General features: G+C 51.4%; 14 protein-coding genes and 6 pseudogenes. 13 read left to right on the forward strand and 7 right to left on the reverse strand.

Annotation, left to right across the window (positions count from 1 at the left end; translation table 11 throughout):
* Window positions 1-36 precede the first annotated feature (36 nt).
* Window positions 37-621, forward strand: a complete 585-nt coding sequence (locus NSS88_RS14205; protein ID WP_049624849.1) for a Uma2 family endonuclease — start codon at window positions 37-39, stop codon at window positions 619-621.
* A 94-nt stretch (window positions 622-715) separates the two neighbouring features.
* Here the strand turns inward: NSS88_RS14205 and NSS88_RS14210 are convergent.
* Window positions 716-850 (reverse strand): annotated as a pseudogene (locus NSS88_RS14210) (type II toxin-antitoxin system HicB family antitoxin); the annotation flags it as partial.
* A gap of 217 nt (window positions 851-1067) precedes the next feature.
* Between NSS88_RS14210 and NSS88_RS14215 the strand changes: the two are divergent.
* From NSS88_RS14215 to NSS88_RS14240, 5 genes and pseudogenes are all read left to right on the forward strand, one after another.
* Window positions 1068-2036 (forward strand): annotated as a pseudogene (locus NSS88_RS14215) (methylmalonyl-CoA mutase family protein); the annotation flags it as partial.
* Between the two features lie 219 nt (window positions 2037-2255).
* On the forward strand, window positions 2256-2693 hold the full coding sequence (locus tag NSS88_RS14225) for a BrxA/BrxB family bacilliredoxin (protein WP_049624851.1): 438 nt from the start codon (window positions 2256-2258) through the stop codon (window positions 2691-2693).
* Between the two features lie 657 nt (window positions 2694-3350).
* A pseudogene (locus NSS88_RS14230) lies at window positions 3351-3647 on the forward strand (nucleotidyltransferase family protein).
* Between the two features lie 169 nt (window positions 3648-3816).
* A complete protein-coding gene (locus NSS88_RS14235; protein WP_033016459.1) occupies window positions 3817-4791 on the forward strand; it encodes an aromatic acid exporter family protein in 975 nt (324 codons plus the stop codon).
* Window positions 4792-4859: 68 nt separating this feature from the next.
* A complete protein-coding gene (locus NSS88_RS14240; protein WP_049624854.1) occupies window positions 4860-5366 on the forward strand; it encodes a L,D-transpeptidase in 507 nt (168 codons plus the stop codon).
* Between the two features lie 43 nt (window positions 5367-5409).
* Here the strand turns inward: NSS88_RS14240 and prli42 are convergent, their stop codons facing one another.
* Complete coding sequence (gene prli42, locus NSS88_RS14245) at window positions 5410-5502, reverse strand: stressosome-associated protein Prli42 (protein WP_152908485.1); 93 nt, start codon at window positions 5500-5502, stop codon at window positions 5410-5412.
* A gap of 213 nt (window positions 5503-5715) precedes the next feature.
* On the opposite strand from prli42, the pseudogene NSS88_RS14250 reads away from it, so the two are divergent.
* The 6 genes and pseudogenes from NSS88_RS14250 to gndA all read left to right on the forward strand — a co-directional run.
* A pseudogene (locus tag NSS88_RS14250) lies at window positions 5716-6048 on the forward strand (VOC family protein); the annotation flags it as partial.
* Window positions 6032-7225 (forward strand): annotated as a pseudogene (locus tag NSS88_RS14255) (acyl-CoA carboxylase subunit beta); the annotation flags it as partial. The pseudogenes NSS88_RS14250 and NSS88_RS14255, both read left to right, overlap by 17 nt.
* Before the next feature lie 258 nt (window positions 7226-7483).
* Entirely contained in the window at window positions 7484-8608 is a 1125-nt protein-coding gene (locus NSS88_RS14260) for a tripeptidase T (RefSeq protein WP_049626387.1), read from the forward strand.
* A gap of 116 nt (window positions 8609-8724) precedes the next feature.
* Window positions 8725-9210, forward strand: a complete 486-nt coding sequence (locus NSS88_RS14265) for a chemotaxis protein CheW (RefSeq protein ID WP_341085127.1) — start codon at window positions 8725-8727, stop codon at window positions 9208-9210.
* An 83-nt stretch (window positions 9211-9293) separates the two neighbouring features.
* On the forward strand, window positions 9294-9482 hold the full coding sequence (locus tag NSS88_RS14270; protein ID WP_061580543.1) for a hypothetical protein: 189 nt from the start codon (window positions 9294-9296) through the stop codon (window positions 9480-9482).
* Between the two features lie 163 nt (window positions 9483-9645).
* Window positions 9646-11055 (forward strand): NADP-dependent phosphogluconate dehydrogenase, encoded by a 1410-nt coding sequence (gene gndA / locus NSS88_RS14275; protein WP_055358713.1) that lies wholly within the window; start codon window positions 9646-9648, stop codon window positions 11053-11055.
* A gap of 164 nt (window positions 11056-11219) precedes the next feature.
* Here the strand turns inward: gndA and NSS88_RS14280 are convergent, their stop codons facing one another.
* The 4 genes from NSS88_RS14280 to NSS88_RS14295 form a co-directional block, all read right to left on the reverse strand.
* On the reverse strand, window positions 11220-13145 hold the full coding sequence (locus NSS88_RS14280) for an FtsX-like permease family protein (RefSeq protein WP_061580544.1): 1926 nt from the start codon (window positions 13143-13145) through the stop codon (window positions 11220-11222).
* Window positions 13142-13897 (reverse strand): ABC transporter ATP-binding protein, encoded by a 756-nt coding sequence (locus NSS88_RS14285; protein ID WP_015375338.1) that lies wholly within the window; start codon window positions 13895-13897, stop codon window positions 13142-13144. Before NSS88_RS14285 ends, NSS88_RS14280 begins: the two co-directional genes overlap by 4 nt.
* 93 nt (window positions 13898-13990) lie before the next feature.
* Complete coding sequence (locus tag NSS88_RS14290; RefSeq protein WP_049624858.1) at window positions 13991-14995, reverse strand: sensor histidine kinase; 1005 nt, start codon at window positions 14993-14995, stop codon at window positions 13991-13993.
* Window positions 14995-15681, reverse strand: coding sequence for a response regulator transcription factor (locus NSS88_RS14295; RefSeq protein ID WP_015375336.1), 687 nt, complete (start codon window positions 15679-15681; stop codon window positions 14995-14997). The genes NSS88_RS14290 and NSS88_RS14295 overlap by 1 nt, the downstream gene beginning before the upstream one ends.
* A gap of 333 nt (window positions 15682-16014) precedes the next feature.
* Between NSS88_RS14295 and NSS88_RS14300 the strand changes: the two genes are divergently transcribed.
* Window positions 16015-17826, forward strand: a complete 1812-nt coding sequence (locus tag NSS88_RS14300; RefSeq protein WP_011231821.1) for a YncE family protein — start codon at window positions 16015-16017, stop codon at window positions 17824-17826.
* A 64-nt stretch (window positions 17827-17890) separates the two neighbouring features.
* Here the strand turns inward: NSS88_RS14300 and NSS88_RS14305 are convergent.
* A pseudogene (locus NSS88_RS14305) lies at window positions 17891-18124 on the reverse strand (transposase); the annotation flags it as partial.
* Between the last annotated feature and the right edge of the window lie 119 nt (window positions 18125-18243).

The raw sequence follows: 18243 nt of genomic DNA on the forward strand, positions 1-18243 counted from the left end.
TATAATCAATATAAAATTAGGAGGAAGGTGGAGGATATGGATTCACCAGAAAAGGAACAGGCCCCTATGACCTACAAAGAGTATGCGACATGGCCGGAAGGAAAACGGTGCGAGGTGTTGGATGGGAACATCATCAGCATGGCGCCGTCGCCGACACCGGAACATCAATCCGTTTCGCTCCAACTTTCCATTGAATTCGGGATGCATCTTCGTGGGAAGGATTGCCGCGTGTTGGCCGCCCCGATCGATGTGTATCTTTTCGAAGATCATCGAAAGGGATGGATGGATGAAAACGTCCGAAACTGGGTATGCCCCGATCTTGTCGTCATCTGCGACAAAAACAAAATTCAAAAAAACCGCATTGTCGGGGCTCCGGATTTGGTCGTCGAGATCTTGTCCCCCGCCACGGCCAAAATCGACCGGATGGACAAACGGATCGCGTACGAGCGGGCCGGGGTGAAGGAATATTGGATCGTTGACCCGGCGAATCAAGTGGTGGAAGTGTATTTGCGCGGAAAAACAGGAAGATTGGAACTTCATGGAGTGTACAACCGGGATGACGCCGTTTTGGTTCATGTATTGAAGGATTTCGTGATCGATTTGCGAAACATTTTCCAATGAATAAATGGCAGTTGAGATTTTCGCTAAGCGGCGATTTGGAGGGGGACGAGGGAGCATCGTCCAAGAGAGCATGCAACAACGCCCTCTTCCTTTCATGTTTTTTCAGGGCTTCTTGGAGGATTTGTGAATCGTTGAGATGGTGTTGTTTCGCCAAGTCATCGAGCCATTTCGGGATCGTTCATGTTTTTTTGACCGCTTTGTTTTCCATTTCATGGCGAAATGGTGGCATCAGCAAGTTGTTTGCCTTTTTGTTCATTGTCCAAACGCGGCCGATGTACTACAATAAACATAGAAACCGTTTTTCCCACACGAAGCGTCATCAGCGTTTTGTTCTGAGCAGACGGGTTCGAGAGGGAAAGGTGCGGCTTGAAAAGAAAGCGGTTTCTTATGTCTGGAAGGCAAAGGGGGATCGGAATGAGCGATGTCGCAAAGATGTCGGACTCGCTGATGAGTTTTCACGGCGCATCGCCCGCAATACGCAGCTGTACTTGCAGGAAGAAACGGGCATTTGCCGGACGATCGATCCATGGGCCGGTTCGTATTACGTCGAGACGTTGACGAACGAGTTGATGAAGCGGGCGTGGGTGCATATCGAAGAAATTGAAAGCTTGGGCGGGATGGCGAAAGCCATTGAAACGGGCATCCCGAAAATGCGCATCGAAGAAGCGGCGGCCCGCCGCCAAGCGCGCATCGATTCAGGAGCGGAAACGATCATCGGCGTGAACAAATACCGCCCGGACAAAGAAGAACCGATCGACATTTTGGAAGTCGACAACACCGCCGTGCGAAAGCGGCAAATCGAGCGGCTGAACGAGCTCAAGGCGACGCGCGATAGCGAGCAGATCGAAGCGGCGCTTGCCGCCATTACAAAAGCGGCGGAAACGGGCGAAGGGAACTTGCTTGAGCTTGCCGTCCAAGCGGCGCGCGTCCGGGCGACGCTCGGGGAAATTTCGTACGCGATCGAAAAAGTGGCGAGTCGCCATCGCGCCGCCATCCGCTCGATCAGCGGCGTGTACAGCTCGGAATACAAAAACGAAATCCAGCTCGAACGGGTGAAGCGGCGGGTGGAGCAGTTCGCCGAACTGGAAGGGCGGCGTCCGCGCATCTTGATTGCGAAAATGGGACAGGATGGGCATGACCGCGGGGCGAAAGTCGTCGCCACAGCGTTTGCCGATCTAGGGTTTGACGTCGACATCGGCCCGCTCTTTCAAACGCCGGAAGAAACGGCGCGCCAGGCGGTCGAAAACGACGTGCACGCTGTCGGCATCAGCTCGCTCGCCGGTGAACATAAAACGCTTGTGCCGCAGCTTGTGGCGGAGCTTGAAAAAATCGGCCGCGGCGACATTCTCGTTTTTGTCGGCGGCGTCATCCCGCCGCAAGACTACGCGTTTTTGTATGAGCACGGCGCCGCCGCCAGCAGCAAAAAGACTGGATGCACGCCATGATAAAGAATATATCGAAACGCGCTTTTTCGCCGACCCGATCGTGAAAGAGAAGCTTCCGATGCTCGAGAACAGCGTCATTTCCGGCGCCAAGCCGGTCACCGCCGCCGTCCGCGAGCTGATTGAAGCATACGAACGGAGCCTCGGCGGCGAAGTATGATATGATAAAGGCAAACCGAAGGAGGTGTTGAGATGTTCCAATTTCAATTTCCGCTCTATCACGACATCGTCGAACAAGCGCGGCGTGAAGCGGTCGAAGCCGGATTTGAAGAGCTGCGTACGCCGGAAGACGTCGATGCGGCATTCCGCCGTCCGGGCACCACGCTTGTCCTCATCAACTCCGTATGCGGCTGCGCCGGCGGCATCGCCCGTCCCGCAGCGGCCCATGCCGTTTACTACGACAAGCGCCCGGACCATTTGGTGACCGTCTTTGCCGGCCAAGACAAAGAAGCAACGGCCCGCGCGCGAGAGTATTTTGTCGGCGAGCCGCCGTCCTCGCCGTCGTTCGCGTTGTTAAAAGACGGAAAACTGTGTGCCATGCTCCACCGCCACGACATCGAAGGGCACGAACCGGTCGCCGTCGTGCAAAAGCTGCAGGCGCTGTTTGACGAATATTGCGAGGAAGTGTGAAAGGAGAACCCGAAGTTCGAAAAGGGACTTCGGGTTTTTGCATGACCATTATTGTTTGTGATAATAGAAATGAAGAAGGAAATTGATCGTATCAGTCAAATAAATGAGCAACAAGTCACAACTGTTTTAGATGGTGTTTCAGAAAATGTCATGAGTAAAATTTACAAAGAATCGGTATTAAAATTATTACTGTATCGAAAAGAATGGCTCGTAAATTGGTATATGGAGGTGAAATAAGCGATGCGCCCTTTTGTGCTTTGGTTAATTTGGCAAAATGAATGTACTCGGCAGCGATATCATATTGGAAACTTATTACACGATGGGGATAAGTATGTATTTTATTATGAACGTGTATATTCCTGCTTTCTATAGCGAGTTTATGTTTAACCTTATTCAAAATAACGGGCGTTATATGGCGAGAATTGAATCAATTCATGTTGAGGCTTTTCCACAGCGGAAAGTAAATATAAGTGTCTACGGTGAGCTCCTCCCATCTTGCCAGACGCAAGATCTCGATATGCTACATGAAATATCGTTAGAAGTGATTTAGTCTGTTCACTGTTTTCTGAAGTAGGCATGTTTGATTTCAGATGAATGAATATGTCCACGAAATCGAAACGCTACTGCAAAACATCAAAGAAGAAGTGATCGACCGTGATGTATGGAATGAGCCCGACCGTGTTTGAACGGCTGATGGCGTATTTCGCGGGCGAAGAAGATATACAAAAAGTCGTTTTGTTCGGCTCGCGGGCGCGCGGCATGGCCCGCTACAACTCGGACATTGACTTGTGCATTGACTAGACCGGAAAACAGAAGTGGAAAATCAAAGAGGATCTTGACGAGATTGTCGGCATTTACTCATGTGATGTGCTCTTTTTCGACGCGCTGAACGAAGCGATCCGGCGCGAAATCGAGCGCGACGGGAAGACGATTTATGAGAAATCTCCGTCGTGAGCCTAGGCGGCCTGCCCTGCATGAGCGGACAGCCGCCTTTTTTGTCCTTTTGCGCCTGTTGGGACAGATCGGCTTCGGAGCGGAGGCCAGGATTGTCCGTTTTTCCTTGCACCGAAAGGGCCGTCATCGGTACAATGAAGTCGGCAACCATTGGCAAAGGAGACTCGCGATGAAAATCGGCTATCGGACATTGAAAACGGCGGTGGGGGTGGCGCTGGCGATTGCCATCGCTCAGCTCATCGGTCTTCATAACTTCGCTTCTGCCGGCATTATCGTCATCTTATGCGTCCAAGTGACGAAAAAGCGGTCGCTTGAGACCGCCCGGGCTCGTTTTGCGGCGTGCGTTGTCGCGATCGGGTTTGCGGCGTTGTTTTTTACCGTCTTCGGCTATCATCCGTGGACGATTGGGCTGTTGCTTTTGTTGTTCATTCCGGTGACGGTTCGCTTGAAAATCAATGAAGGCATTGCGACAAGCTCGGTCATTATTTTGCATTTGTATGCGGCCGGGGACATCACGTGGGGATTGGTCGCCAATGAGATCTTGCTGGTAGCGGTTGGCATTGGGGTAGCGCTGCTGATGAACATGTATATGCCGAGCGCCGAGAAGCAGCTCAAAGAGTACCAGTGCATTGTCGAAGATTTGTTTCGCATTATTTTAAAAGAAATCGTCCGCTACTTGCGCACAAATGAGCTTGATTGGGATGGGAAGGAGCTGCCGCTTGCGGCGGAGACGCTCGACAAAGCGAAAAAGCTCGCCATGCGCCACGCCGACAATCAATTATGGCGGAATGAGGATGAATATGTCCGCTACTTCCGCATGCGCGAGCGGCAGTTGGAAATCATCGAGCATATGCTTCCGCTTGTGACATCGCTTGTCTACACGGTCGAGCAGCGGATGATGGTCGCCGATTTTATCGACGAATTAAGCGATGCCATTCACCCGGGAAATACGGCCGATCGGTTTTTGCGGCGCCTTGCCGAGATGCGCGAACAGTTTAAGGCGATGCCGCTGTCAACGACGAGCGAACAGTTTGAAGAGCAGGCGGCGTTGTTTCATTTGGTGCGCGAATTGGAGCGATATTTAATCATCAAAAGCGAATTCCATCTCGGAAATGAACGAAAACCGCAGCGGCTGAAGGCATGATGCAGGGCATATGTCCATCCGTTTTGGCGCACACTATAGCCAAACGCTCAAGCAAAGGATGGACGGATATGCGGGTATGGTTGGCCATTTGTCTCGTGATTGCCGAAGTATTGGGGGCTCCTTTTCAGACAGCGGCGGAGGCGAAGCCGCTTGTCATTGTGAACAAAGCGATCAATAAGCTCGCGCTCGTCCGCGACGGCCGCATCGAAGCCGTCTATCCGGTGGCGACCGGGGTGAATGCGGCGTTGACGCCGGAAGGAATGTTTACCGTGACGGTAAAGGCGAAACACCCGTATTATCGGAAAAAGAACATCCCGGGCGGAGCGCCGAACAATCCGCTCGGCACAAGGTGGATCGGTTTTGATGCGCGCGGGACGGATGGGCGCATCTATGGCGTCCATGGAACAAACAACCCTGCATCGATCGGGGGCTACGCTTCGCAAGGCTGTGTGCGTATGCACAACCGCGATGTCGAGCATTTGTACGAGCGAGTGCCGATCGGCGCACGCGTGCTCATTCTCCGCAGCAACGAGTCGTTTTACGACATTGCCAAGCGATACGGCGCCATCCAATGAGAAACGCAAGCTTCCTGTTTCGGAGCTTGCGTTTTTTGCCGGGTTAAAACCATAGGCTGATGCCGGCAAGGAGCGTCGTCAGCAGCATGCAAATGAGCATCAAGTAAACCACGAATTTTTGCGTTTTGCGCGACAACGGTCCGTCCTCCTTCCGTCCGCTGTTCTACGTTTATTGTAACGGCAAACAGCGGAGCGGACAAGGAAAAAAGCAGGATGAGAGATGAAACGAACCGCTCCATGGCTTGACCGTTGCGCAGACAAAGAAAAACAAAAAAAGCAGGATTTTTTGTCGAAACGGCGAATAATAAAACGTTGGCCTCATCATTTTGCGGCAAAGGGGTTGCAGACGATGCACGTGAAAAAAGTCGACCATATCGGCATCGCCGTCCGCTCGATTTAGAAAGCGCTTCCGTTTTATGCAGATGTGCTCGGCCTGCCGTTTCTCGGCATCGAGGAAGTCGAGTCGGAGCAGGTGAAAGTGGCGTTTTTGCAGGCGGGAGAGGCGAAACTGGAGCCGCTTGAGCCGCTGTCGGCAGAGAGCGCGGTGGCGAAAGTTATCGAGAAGCGCGGCGAAGGGATTCAGCATGTGGCGCTTGGGGTGGAAGACATCACCGAGCGCATCCGTGAGCTGAAGGAGCACGGCATCCGCATGATTCAAGATGCGCCGAAACGCGGCGCCGGTCATCGGCTTGAACGATTCGGGCGGCGCCCGCATTCAAGAAGGGGTCTTGTCGCTGGACGGGTACGGGCACGTTTTTTACCGCAACGCCATTTACTCCGGGGTCATTCCGCAAATTTCTGTCATCATGGGGCCGTACGCCGGTGGAGCCGTCTATTCGCCGGCTATCACCGATTTTGTGTTCATGGTCGAAAAAACGAGCCAAATGTTCATCACTGGCCCGAAAGTGATTGAAGCGGTGACCGGGGAGAAAATCAGCGCCGAAGATTTAGGCGGCGCCCGCGTGCACAACACGATCAGCGGCAACGCTCATTTTGCGGCGGCGAATGAAGAGGAAGCGCTCGCCGAGGTGCGGCGGCTCTTAGGCTATTTGCCGTCAAACAATAACGAAAAGCCGCCGTTTGGCCCGATTCCGGACGGGGACGATTACCGCCCCGATTTGGCTGATGTCGTGCCGATTGACGCCGTCCGCCCGTACGATGTGCGCCACGTCATCGCCCACGTCGTCGATGACGGATCGTTTCTGGAAGTGCAAAAAGATTTCGCCAAAAACATCGTGATCGGCTTTACCCGCATCAAAGGCGAAGTGGTGGGGCTTGTGTGCAACCAGCCGAAGTTTATGGCCGGCGGGCTTGACATTGATTCGTCCGACAAGGCGGCGCGTTTTATCCGTTTTTGCGATTCGTTCAACATCCCGATCGTTACGTTTGAGGACGTCACCGGCTTTTTCCCGGGCGTCAAGCAGGAGCACGGCGGCATCATCCGCCATGGGGCGAAAATTTTGTACGCCTACTCGGAAGCAACGGTGCCGAAAATTACGGTCATTTTGCGGAAAGCGTACGGCGGCGCGTACGTCGCCTTAAACAGCAAATCGATCGGCGCCGATGTCGTCTATGCGTGGCCGAACGCCGAAGTGGCCGTCATGGGGCCGCAAAGGGCGGTGAACATCATTTTCGCGAGCGAAATTGAAAAAAGTCCGAATCCGGAAGAAACGCGGGCGCAAAAAATTGCCGAATACCGCGAGAAATTCGCCAATCCGTATGTCGCCGCCAAATACGGCATGATCGATGACGTCATCGACCCGCGCGATACGAGAATCAAGCTCATTCAGGCGCTCGAGATGCTTCGAAACAAGCACGAGGAGCGGCCGAAGAAAAAGCATGGCAATATTCCGCTGTAAAAACGGGGTCAAGGGGCCCCGTTTTGTTGCTTGGCCTCTATTTTCGCATACGGATTCGCATCCATCAGGCTCATTCCGCTGCTATGTCTCCCATTGCTTACGGATTTTTTCGTCTGTCGAACCCGGGAGCTCGCGCTGGCGCATTGCGAACGTGGCTGTCAGCGCTGTGCGTGCCGATCGTTCCGGCGTCTGGTTTGGCTCTTGGCGGAACATTTCGGTATACTTAAGGTGGAATACATAAGCAGGAGGAAAAAAGCGATGGTCAATGAACAGCGTCTTGTCGACGAATTTTTTGAACTCGTGCAAATCGATTCGGAAACGAAGCATGAAAGGGACATTGCGAAAGTGCTCAAACAAAAGTTTGAAGCGCTTGGCCTCGATGTGATCGAAGACGATGCGGCCGCGAAAACGGGGCATGGGGCAGGCAACTTGATTTGCACGCTCGCGGCGACGAAAGACGGGGTGGATCCGATTTATTTCACGTCGCATATGGATACGGTCGTGCCGGGCAAAGGCGTGAAGCCATCGATTCAAGACGGCTATGTCGTCACCGACGGGACGACGATTTTAGGCGCGGATGATAAAGCGGGCTTGGCGGCGATGTTGGAAGCGATTCGGGTGTTGAAAGAGCAAAACATCCCGCACGGCGTGATCCAGTTTATCATCACCGTCGGAGAAGAGTCGGGGCTTGTCGGGGCGAAGGCGCTCGATCCGTCGCTCATCCAAGCGAAATACGGCTATGCCTTGGACAGCGACGGCAAAGTCGGCAACATCGTCGTCGCCGCCCCGACGCAGGCGAAGCTGAAAGTCGTTGTGCATGGCAAAACCGCTCATGCCGGTGTGGCGCCGGAAAAAGGGGTGTCAGCCATTACGATTGCGGCGAAAGCGATCGCGAAAATGCCGCTCGGCCGCATCGACGAGGAAACAACGGCCAACATCGGCCGCTTTGAAGGCGGCACGCAAACGAACATCGTCTGCGACCGCGTCGATATTTTAGCGGAAGCCCGTTCCCTCGTTCCGGAAAAAATGGAAGCGCAAGTGGCGAAAATGAAAGAAGCGTTTGAAACAGTCGCCGCAGAAATGGGCGGCCGCGCCGATGTCGAGGTCGAAGTGATGTACCCAGGCTTCAAGTTCAGCGACGGCGACCACGTCGTCGAGATCGCCAAGCGGGCGGCGGCGAAAATCGGCCGGCCGTGCAAGCTGGAGAAAAGCGGCGGCGGCAGCGATGCCAATATCATCGCCGGCTTCGGCATTCCGACGGTCAACCTCGCTGTCGGCTATGAAGAGATCCATACGACGAACGAGCGGATGCCGATTGAAGAGTTGGTCAAACTGACGGAAATGGTCATCGCCATTGTCGAAGAAGTCGCCAATGCCGAGTGAGCATCCCGAGGCTGGATGCTCTTTTTCTCGAGCGGAGAACATTCGCGCTGAAAAGTAGGATGAAAGCTGCCGATAAAAAAAGCAAAGGCAAGATGTGAAGAAGAGAGGGCTGGGGAATGGACAAATACGTCATCTTTCGCGTTGAGCGGGAACAGTACGCCGTTTCGATCGCGTATGTCGTCTCGATTGAAAAAATGACAGCGCCGACCGCCGTTCCGCATATGCCGGACTATATGGCCGGCGTCATGCGCATCCGCGGCGAGCTTGTGCCGGTGCTCGATATGCGAAAGCTTCTATATGGGAAAGCGATCGAGGAAACCGAGCAGACGCGTCTTGTCGTCGCCGCGGTCGACGGGTTGTCGGTGGCGTTTATCGTTGACGAAGCAAAGGAAATTGTCGATATTGAACCGGAAGTCATCAAACCGCTGCAACTCGTATCCGCGGAGCGAACGCCGTATGTCGTCGGGATCGCGACGCTGCCGGAGCGGCTGCTCACGGTGCTGGATCCGCGTGTCTTGTTTGCCCATTTGGACGAGGCAGAGGAGATTCGCGAGCAGGTGGCCGCTGCCCAAGCCGCTGTCCGGGCAGGAGAGACGGTATAGGTGTTTGCCTATACCGTTTTTTTCTTCCGCTCATATCCTAATCATGGAAATGAACTTCAACTCATGAAGAGGAGGCGCATTCCATGGTTCGACCGTTCGGTCCGTATATGGGCGGCTTTTATCCGCCGTACGTTGGCGGCTACGGCCACTATCCGTATGGCTACTATCCTTATTGGCACGGGGGCTACGGCGGCTATCACCATTTTCCATACGGGATGTATGATGGCCACTATCCGTTTTCCCCATACGGCCCGCACTATGGAGGCTACTAAGCATGAGGGGCGTTGCGCCCCTTTCATTTTCAATATGAAAATGGCAAACAAATCCGTCGTGCAGACTCGTTCCTAAATCGGTTTAGAAAAACTTGCAGGCAAACGTAAACGTATGGTATGTTGTTTGATGAACAAACAAAAAAACGGAAAGGGACGTTGAATCATGGCGAAACAGCAAATCGGCGTCATCGGACTGGCGGTCATGGGGAAAAACTTGGCGTTGAACATTGAAAGCAAAGGCTATTCAGTGGCGGTCTACAACCGTTCGCGCGAAAAAACGGACGAGTTTTTGCAAGAAGCGAAAGGAAAAAACATTGTCGGTACATACAGCATCGAAGAATTCGTCAACGCCTTGGAAAAACCGCGGAAAATTTTGCTGATGGTCAAAGCCGGAGCGCCGACGGACGCGACGATCGAACAGCTGAAGCCGCATTTGGAAAAAGGCGATATTGTAATTGACGGCGGCAATACGTATTTTAAAGATACGCAGCGCCGCAACAAAGAACTCGCCGAACTTGGCATCCACTTTATTGGCACGGGCGTCTCGGGCGGCGAGGAAGGGGCGCTGAAAGGCCCGTCGATCATGCCAGGGGGCCAAAAAGAAGCGCATGAGCTCGTGCGCCCGATTTTTGAAGCCATCGCCGCCAAAGTCGACGGCGAACCGTGCACGACGTACATCGGTCCGGACGGCGCCGGGCATTATGTTAAAATGGTGCATAACGGCATCGAATACGGCGACATGCAGCTGATCGCTGAAGCGTACTTCTTGCTCAAACATGTGCTCGGCATGGATGCTGCAGAGCTGCACGAAGTGTTTGCCGACTGGAACAAAGGCGAATTGAACAGCTACTTGATTGAAATTACGGCCGACATTTTCACGAAAATCGATGAAGAAACAGGCAAGCCGCTTGTTGATCTCATTTTGGACAAAGCTGGGCAAAAAGGGACGGGCAAATGGACGAGCCAAAACGCCCTCGATTTGGGCGTGCCGCTGCCGATCATCACGGAATCGGTGTTCGCCCGTTTCCTCTCGGCGATGAAAGACGAGCGCGTGAAAGCAAGCAAAGTGCTCGCAGGCCCAGCGGTGAAGCCGTTTGAAGGCGACCGCGCCCACTTCATCGAAGCCGTGCGCCGCGCGCTTTATATGAGCAAAATTTGCTCATACGCCCAAGGGTTTGCGCAAATGAAGGCGGCTTCTGAGGAATACAACTGGAACTTGCGGTACGGTGATATCGCCATGATCTTCCGTGGCGGCTGCATCATCCGCGCGCAATTTTTGCAAAAAATTAAAGAGGCGTACGACCGTGATCCAGCGCTTTCGAACTTGCTCTTGGATCCGTATTTCAAAGACATTGTCGAACGCTACCAAGACGCGCTCCGCGAAATCGTCGCCACCGCGGCGATGCGCGGCATTCCAGTGCCAGGATTCGCAAGCGCCCTCGCCTATTACGACAGCTACCGCACCGCGGTGCTCCCAGCCAACTTAATCCAAGCGCAGCGCGACTACTTCGGCGCCCACACGTACGAACGCGTCGACAAAGAAGGCATTTTCCATACGGAATGGTTGAAATAAGAAAAAAGCCCTTAGAGTCATTCGCTACTCTAAGGGCTTTTCGTGTTCGATAAAGCTAAAATTCGTTCCGTCAACTGGAACTGCATCTTCAGAATGGGATGACCACTGATCGAGTGGGCGAACGTTGGAACGGTTTTGGTTCTTCCCTCACTCGCTGCATCGTTTTAAAGCGCCTCGCGAATTAGCTTTTTGTAATAACGAACGGACAACACGCCAAACAGCGAATAGCAGACCGTGTAAATCGCCATCACCGTCAACATCGGCGTCCACAGTTCGGTGCCGAAAAAGAACCAGCCGGAACGGACAGCGAAATAGCTATGGGACAATCCCAGCAACAACGGAATGCCAAAGTAGAACAGCTGTTTCCGCCGAATGCCCCCGAGCAAGTCTTTTTCGGTGAATCCCAGTTTGCGCAAAATGGTGTAATTCGGCCGCTCTTCTTCGCCGGCGCCCATTTGCTTGAAGTAAAGAATGCAGCCGGATGTGACCAAAAAGGCGAGTCCTAAAAAGGTGACGACAAACATGATCAATCCGAACGTTTGCTTTTGGTGGCGGCTCATCATCAGGCGCGAATCGGCGATGGAGGAAAACTCCATGCGTTGAAACAACTGATCAGCCCGTTCAATATTTGTTTCGTCAGTCAGATGAATTCCGATATGCACCTTTTTCTTTTGTGGATCGGTTTCTTTTTGCAAATGATCAAACATTGTTTGGTCGACGATGACAGTCGGCGTGCCGTACGTGAAATGGTAGTTGACGTAATAGTCTTTTTTCATTCCAAGGTAATGAAGTGGGACCATGCAGCCGTTTACTTCTAAGCGAATCGTTCCCGTTTCTTTAAACGGCAAGAATTGACGGAGCATGTCCTGATATCCCGTCAGCAGTGCTTCATTAGGCTTGACATCGATGCGGCCTGTACTTGTGTCGCTGATCACCGATAGCGGCGCGGCGGACGGCTGAAACTGGAGCCGGCTTTGATCAGCGATGTCTAAAATCATCGAAATATCAGTCGGTGCTTCGATGACATCGATCATCGTTTCCCGATAGCGAATATCATGAGATCGCAGCGCCGCCGTAAAACGGGCGGCATCCTTTTTGTCCGTAAACGCGAAATCGGCGGCGACGTTGTTTTTGGCTGATTGCTCGGCTGAATAATAGGAAATATAGCTTAGTGAGATCAACCCGATCGCGATGGCCGACACGGTCGTGATGATCGTAAGCAGCAACGCGTTCGATTTCATGCGAAACATGAGCGACGATACCGATAGCACGTCGTTGATAGACAAATAGCCACCTTTTTGTTTTCGCCATAGGTGGAACAGAAAGCTGATCGTTCCTTTGAAAAATAAATAGGTGCCGATGATGACAGCGCCTAAAATGAACGCCATGGCCATGAATAATCCTTGAACGCTCTTCCAGTCGCTGCTAAACAATTTCGTCGATATACCATAGCCGCTGCCGATGAGGATGATCCCCACCATCCCTACGACCATGTTCCATACGGATACGTGTTTTGCTTCGGTTGTGGATGTAGTGCGGAACAAGGATAAAATCGTCTGTTTTTTGAGAAACAAGCGGTTCATCCCCATCATGAGAACATCAATCACGCTGAACACAATCAACGTTTGCACCAATGCTCGTCCAGAAAAGGAGAGAGATGCCGCTAGCGGAATATCGATGATTTTAAACAAAATCATCATCAACAGCTTGGAAGCGGCAAATCCCACCAATATGCCGATGATCAGTGTGCCGTAATAAAGAATGACGTTTTCGGCCGCCAGCATCAAAAAGATGTTTCGTTTCGTCATGCCGATCAACTGCAAAAGAGCGATCTCATGGCTCCGACGCTTGATAAACAGGGCGTTGGCGTACAAAAGAAAGACGGCGACAATCACGATAAGAAGCACCGCGCCTGTGCGGACGGCCGCCGCGCCTTTCACTCCCCCTTTGATGGCATCAAGCGATGGATCGTACTGCAATGTCACGAACGCGAAATACAAGGCGGAAGCAAACATCAAGGCAAACACGTACAAATAATAATGTTGGATGTTTTGTTTCAAGTTGCGGAACAGGAGTTGCTTCATGCTCATGGCCGAACACCGCCCAGCACGCCTTGCGTTTGCATAATGGCTTGGAAAAATTGCTGCCGCGTTTCCGTTCCTTTATACAGTTGCGTATACAATTGTCCGTCTTTGATAAAAACGACACGGCCTGAGAAACTGGCGGCGACCGGATCGTGGGTGACCATGATGATTGTCGTCTTCCGTTTTTTATTAAGTTGTTGCAGCTTGTGCAATAAATCGGAAGCCGATTTTGAATCGAGTGCGCCCGTCGGCTCATCGGCAAAAATGATGCTCGGTTCATGGATGAACGCCCGCGCCGCCGCAGCGCGCTGTTTTTGCCCACCAGAAATTTCGCTCGGATAGTGGTTTTGGATGTCAGTGATGCCAAGTTCAGCCGCCAATTCTGCAAATTTCTTTTCCGCTTCTCGCTTGGGCGTTTTCGTAATCGATAAAGGCAAAAGGACGTTCTCCTTCACCGTCAGCGTGTCAAGCAAATGATACTCTTGAAAGATGAATCCGACATGGCGTTTGCGAAATTCTGCCAGCTCTCGGTCTTTCATGGCGACGACGTTGTTTCCTTCGATGAAAATAGCGCCCTCGCTCACCCGGTCGATTGAGGAAAGAACGTTGAGGAGCGTCGTTTTCCCTGATCCAGAAGGCCCCATGATCGCGAGAAATTCCCCCTTCTCCACACGCAGATCGATGCCTTTGAGCACTTCTTGTAGGTTCTTTTTCGTTCCGTACGTTTTGTAGATGTTGGTTGCTTCCAATATGACCATCTCGTTTTCCCTCCTTCGTTTCTATCATAAGCAATGGGGTTGGTTTTTTCCTGCGTTTGGCCGAACAAAACGAAACCGCGTGTGACAAAATCGTCACATGCGGTGCGTGCGGATGATGTCATTTTCTTGTGGAAATAGGATCGTAAATGTCGTTCCGCGTCCGGGCGTGGATTCGACATGAAAGTCAAGAAGAAGCGGTTTGGCGGCTTTTTTCGCCAAATACAGCCCCATCCCCGTCGCCGCTTCATTTTGGTGTTCGGTGGTGGAGGTGAATCCTTTCTCGAAAATGCGCGGCAAGTCCTTTGGATCAATGCCCAAGCCGAAATCTTGAATTTGCAAGCGGGCATGGCCGTTTTTCATAAAGCTTTTCACGACAATGTCAGATGACTCGCTGTATTTCACCGCATTCGTGATGATTTGCCGGATGATAAAAGAAAGCCATTTGGCATCGCTTAGGACGGAGCGGACGTCCAATTGAAGGTCAAAGCCGATGCCTTTTTGCATACACCACGATTGCAGCGGTTTAATCTCATTGATGAGAAGCGGCTCAAGCTCGACTTGTTCGATATATAAGTCGTTTTCCATGTGTGGAAGCCGTCGTTGATGAAGTTGCTGATCAAGAAGTAGATGAATGCGCAGCCACTCGTACAAGAGTTGCGCTTTCGTGTTTTCGTCCCCGACCCGTTCGATGATGAGCCGCATGGCCGTCAGCGGCGTTTTCATTTCGTGAATCCATGACAACAGTTCATCTTTCTCTTGTTCCAACGTGGCGAGGTGTTCTTTCAGCTCCTGTTTCCATTGGTCCGTTTGGCTGGCGAGGACGCGTTCGACGATCTTCTCCAGTGGGCTTGCCGCCCGCAGGGCAGAGACGGGATCGAGGCCGCGCTCCCACTCTTGCAAACGTTGATAAAATGCCGTTTCTTTTTTCCAACGGATGATGACAAAGACAACAAAGATGATAGTCGTTAAAAAGACGATGTAAAGGATGGAGGAGAGCGGAATCGTCGGATCCAGATAAGCGACAAACAGGATGAACAGCTCCAGAAAGAGAAAGAGGGCCATCCAGCTTTTTCGTTCCCACAAATAGTCTTTGATCATCAGTGGCTCCCTTCTTCCGTAGCCATATAGCCTTGCCCAATTTTCGTTTCAATGAAGCGGCCCAAACCGAGTTCGTCGAGTTTTTTCCGCAGGCGGTTGACGTTGACGGTCAGCGTGTTGTCGCTGACAAACCGTTCGTCTTCCCATAGCCGTTTGATCAGCTCCGTCCGAGCAACGATCTGGTTTTTCTTGGCCAATAAATGTTTCAAAATCAACAGCTCGTTTTTCGTCAGCTCCACTGTTCCGTGTTCATTTGAGACTGTGCTTTTTTCATAGTCGACCGTTGCCCCGCACCATGTTTGCAGCTGAACGGGTCCGGCATTGTAGTTGTACACGCGGCGGAGCAGCGCTTGGATTTTGGCGATCAGCACATCGAAATGAAACGGCTTTTGGATGTAATCATCAGCTCCAAGCTGCATCGACATGACCATATCAGTCGGGTGGTCGCGCGATGATAAAAACAAAATCGGGACGTTCGAATGAGCACGAATCTGGCGGCACCAGTGGAACCCGTCAAATTTCGGCAGCTGGATGTCGATGATCACCAAGTGCGGCTTGCAAGCAGAAAACTCTTCCATCACACGACCGAAATCGCGGATGCCGCAAACGTCGTACGACCATTGTTCCAAACGTGCTTTGATTTCTTGAAACAACGTCACATCATCTTCAATGAGCAAAATGTTCAATTTTGCCTCACCCCACTTGTTTCTATTGGGAGTTCCGTTTTCATTATATTTGTTTCACCGTTCGGGGGAAAGGAGGTTCAAAAGGGAAAGCATGAAAATGCATTACACAGCAAAGCGATGGCCGCTGTTCGTGATCGGCGGCAGTTGGTGCATGCGGCCGAACAGGGGGCGTATGGCAAAAAGAGCTTGAAGTGATGATCAACGGTGGGCTATCATGGATATTGAGGATGGATAAGGAATGGTCAAATGTCGGTGCTCGATTGTTTGAGCTATGCTATGCGCAAGGAATGTATAAGGAAGGAATTAGAAATCATTGTTTGACGGGGGATTGGAATGGGAACAACATTTAGGAAAGGTTTTTTATTTTGTCTCTTCTTGTTTATCTGTCTTTTCCATGTGTTTCCTTCCGCTAAAGCGGAAGCGGCCGGACCGCGTACGCAACAGCTTCCTGGGCGCGTGCTCGATTGGGTCATGGATGATCAAAATGGGTATATTTATGCGCTCACGGAAAAGGGGATGTTATTATTTATTGAAGCGAGCACATTGTCGATCAAAAAGCAGGAACCCGTTTCTCTGCGGGCATACAGCGCTTTATGGCGGAAATATGCCCAGCGGTCGGTCACTCTTCTTTTGCGGGACGGGAAGCTGTATGTGCCGTCTGAAACATCGATAGACGTTTTTGACGTCAAAACAAAACGGCTGATTCAACGAGCCCCGTATAACGGATTGCCGTTTGGCCTATTAGGCAACAAAATCGTAACTTTCGGAAAGCAGTACGGGCGCGGGAAGACGACGTATGAGATGTACATGTGGGATTTGGCGGCGAAACGCCAAACAAGCCGGCTGATTGCTGATCCTAACTTTTTTTCCGTTTTTTCAGAGGAAAATACGTTGTTTTTCGATGAGAAGCGAGGTCTGGCCTTCATCGGCCGCAATGTTTCCATTCCTGATTTAGCGGTATTGCGCCTGTCCGATTTGAAGGTGGTGAAGCGAGTTTCGTATCAAGGGCCGAGAGGCAGCGCGCCCATCCATCCGCTCATCGTTGACGGAAGCGATGTGTTTTTTGCGGGAAGGCGCATTGATGCCGGAAATATCAACATGGTGCACGACTGTTATAACGGCCCCGTTTTAGATGTTCAAGGGGCCTACGTGGTGACAAATAAGGCGGTGTATGACCGTTACACCTCTGCTAAGATAAACGCGCTTCCATTCCCGACGAACTATGCGTTGATGGATGCAAAGTACAATTTGTATTTGATCAAAGAAGGGGAAAATCGAATTTATAAATATCCATTGCCGGCCGATGAGAGCTATTATGTTCGATCGTCCCATTATGCTTTCACCAATGTCCCCATTTCCCATTTGGCTTATGATTCGTCGACCGGATGGTTGTATGTGTTGTCCGCCGAAGACAGCAAACTGTTTGTCATTCGCGCCAGCGACATGAAAATGGTGAAAGAAATTCATCCCGGACCGCAGCCGACGGATGTAAAAATTGATGGCGGCAAGGTGTATGTTGCGCTATCGGGAGCGACGAAAATGGCGATTTACGACGCCAAAACAATGCGGTTTCTTGGAACGGTGCCGCTGATCGCTGCTCCGCGTTCATTGGCGATCGGGGACGGGAAAATTTTCTTCACGGACAATAGCCGCACGTTGACGGGATCGATTGCCGTTTATGATATGAAGACGAAAAAACAATGGCGAATCCCAAAGGTATTCATCAATCCGTTGATTGGGTATGACGAAAAACAAAATGTATTGTATGTCGGACAGGAAGGAACATCGGATCATGATCTGTATGCGGTGCGGCTTTCCGATTGGCATGTTTCGCAACTATTGTCCTTCCCTGGAGGGGATGATGCCTTTTTTATGAACGGCGGGGAGATTTTTTACGGAAAGGCGCGCATCAATCCAGCCCAGCCCGGCGCATTGGTGGCCGCTGAATTTCCGGAGCCGCTGCGGGCGGCGAGCCGTCAATATATCATCACCAGCCGTGCCATTTATAACCGGGCAACAGGAACGAAAATCGCCGATTTGTCATCTGAAGCGTTGCTCGCAACGGCTGGAGATGATGGAATGATCTTCACGTATCGAAAAGTGGCTACGAACCATTATTTGATTAAGCAAAAACTGTCTCAGTGAACTACCCCCACTTAATTTTCTAGCGAAAATTTGAAGTGGGGGCTTCCAAAGAAGTTTGACTGCTTCAAGCAATCCTTATTCTTTGAGGCGTGTCCACTTCGCCGCTAGAGCATAAGACACTCAGGTCTACAGCTTTACTTTTCTTTAAGATGTTTAATGCGCCATTGACATCCTGTTTACGAGTGGTGCCTTTGATTTTTTGCTTATCTTTTATGCTTTGAAGTCTGGCATTTTCTTTGTTAAACCATTGATTTATACTTTTTAATCTCCGCCCATCAATGATGAATGATCTGCCGTCTATATTTTACTGAATCTATCCTATTTTCAGCAAAATATAGTTAAGGCGATTCATCTCCCACTTACTCCGCTTCGCTTCGTTGAAGTGGGAGTCTTCTCGCCTAATTAAGATAAAATTGC

This window comes from Geobacillus sp. FSL W8-1251 (assembly GCF_038005945.1).
Taxonomy (GTDB): domain Bacteria; phylum Bacillota; class Bacilli; order Bacillales; family Anoxybacillaceae; genus Geobacillus; species Geobacillus stearothermophilus.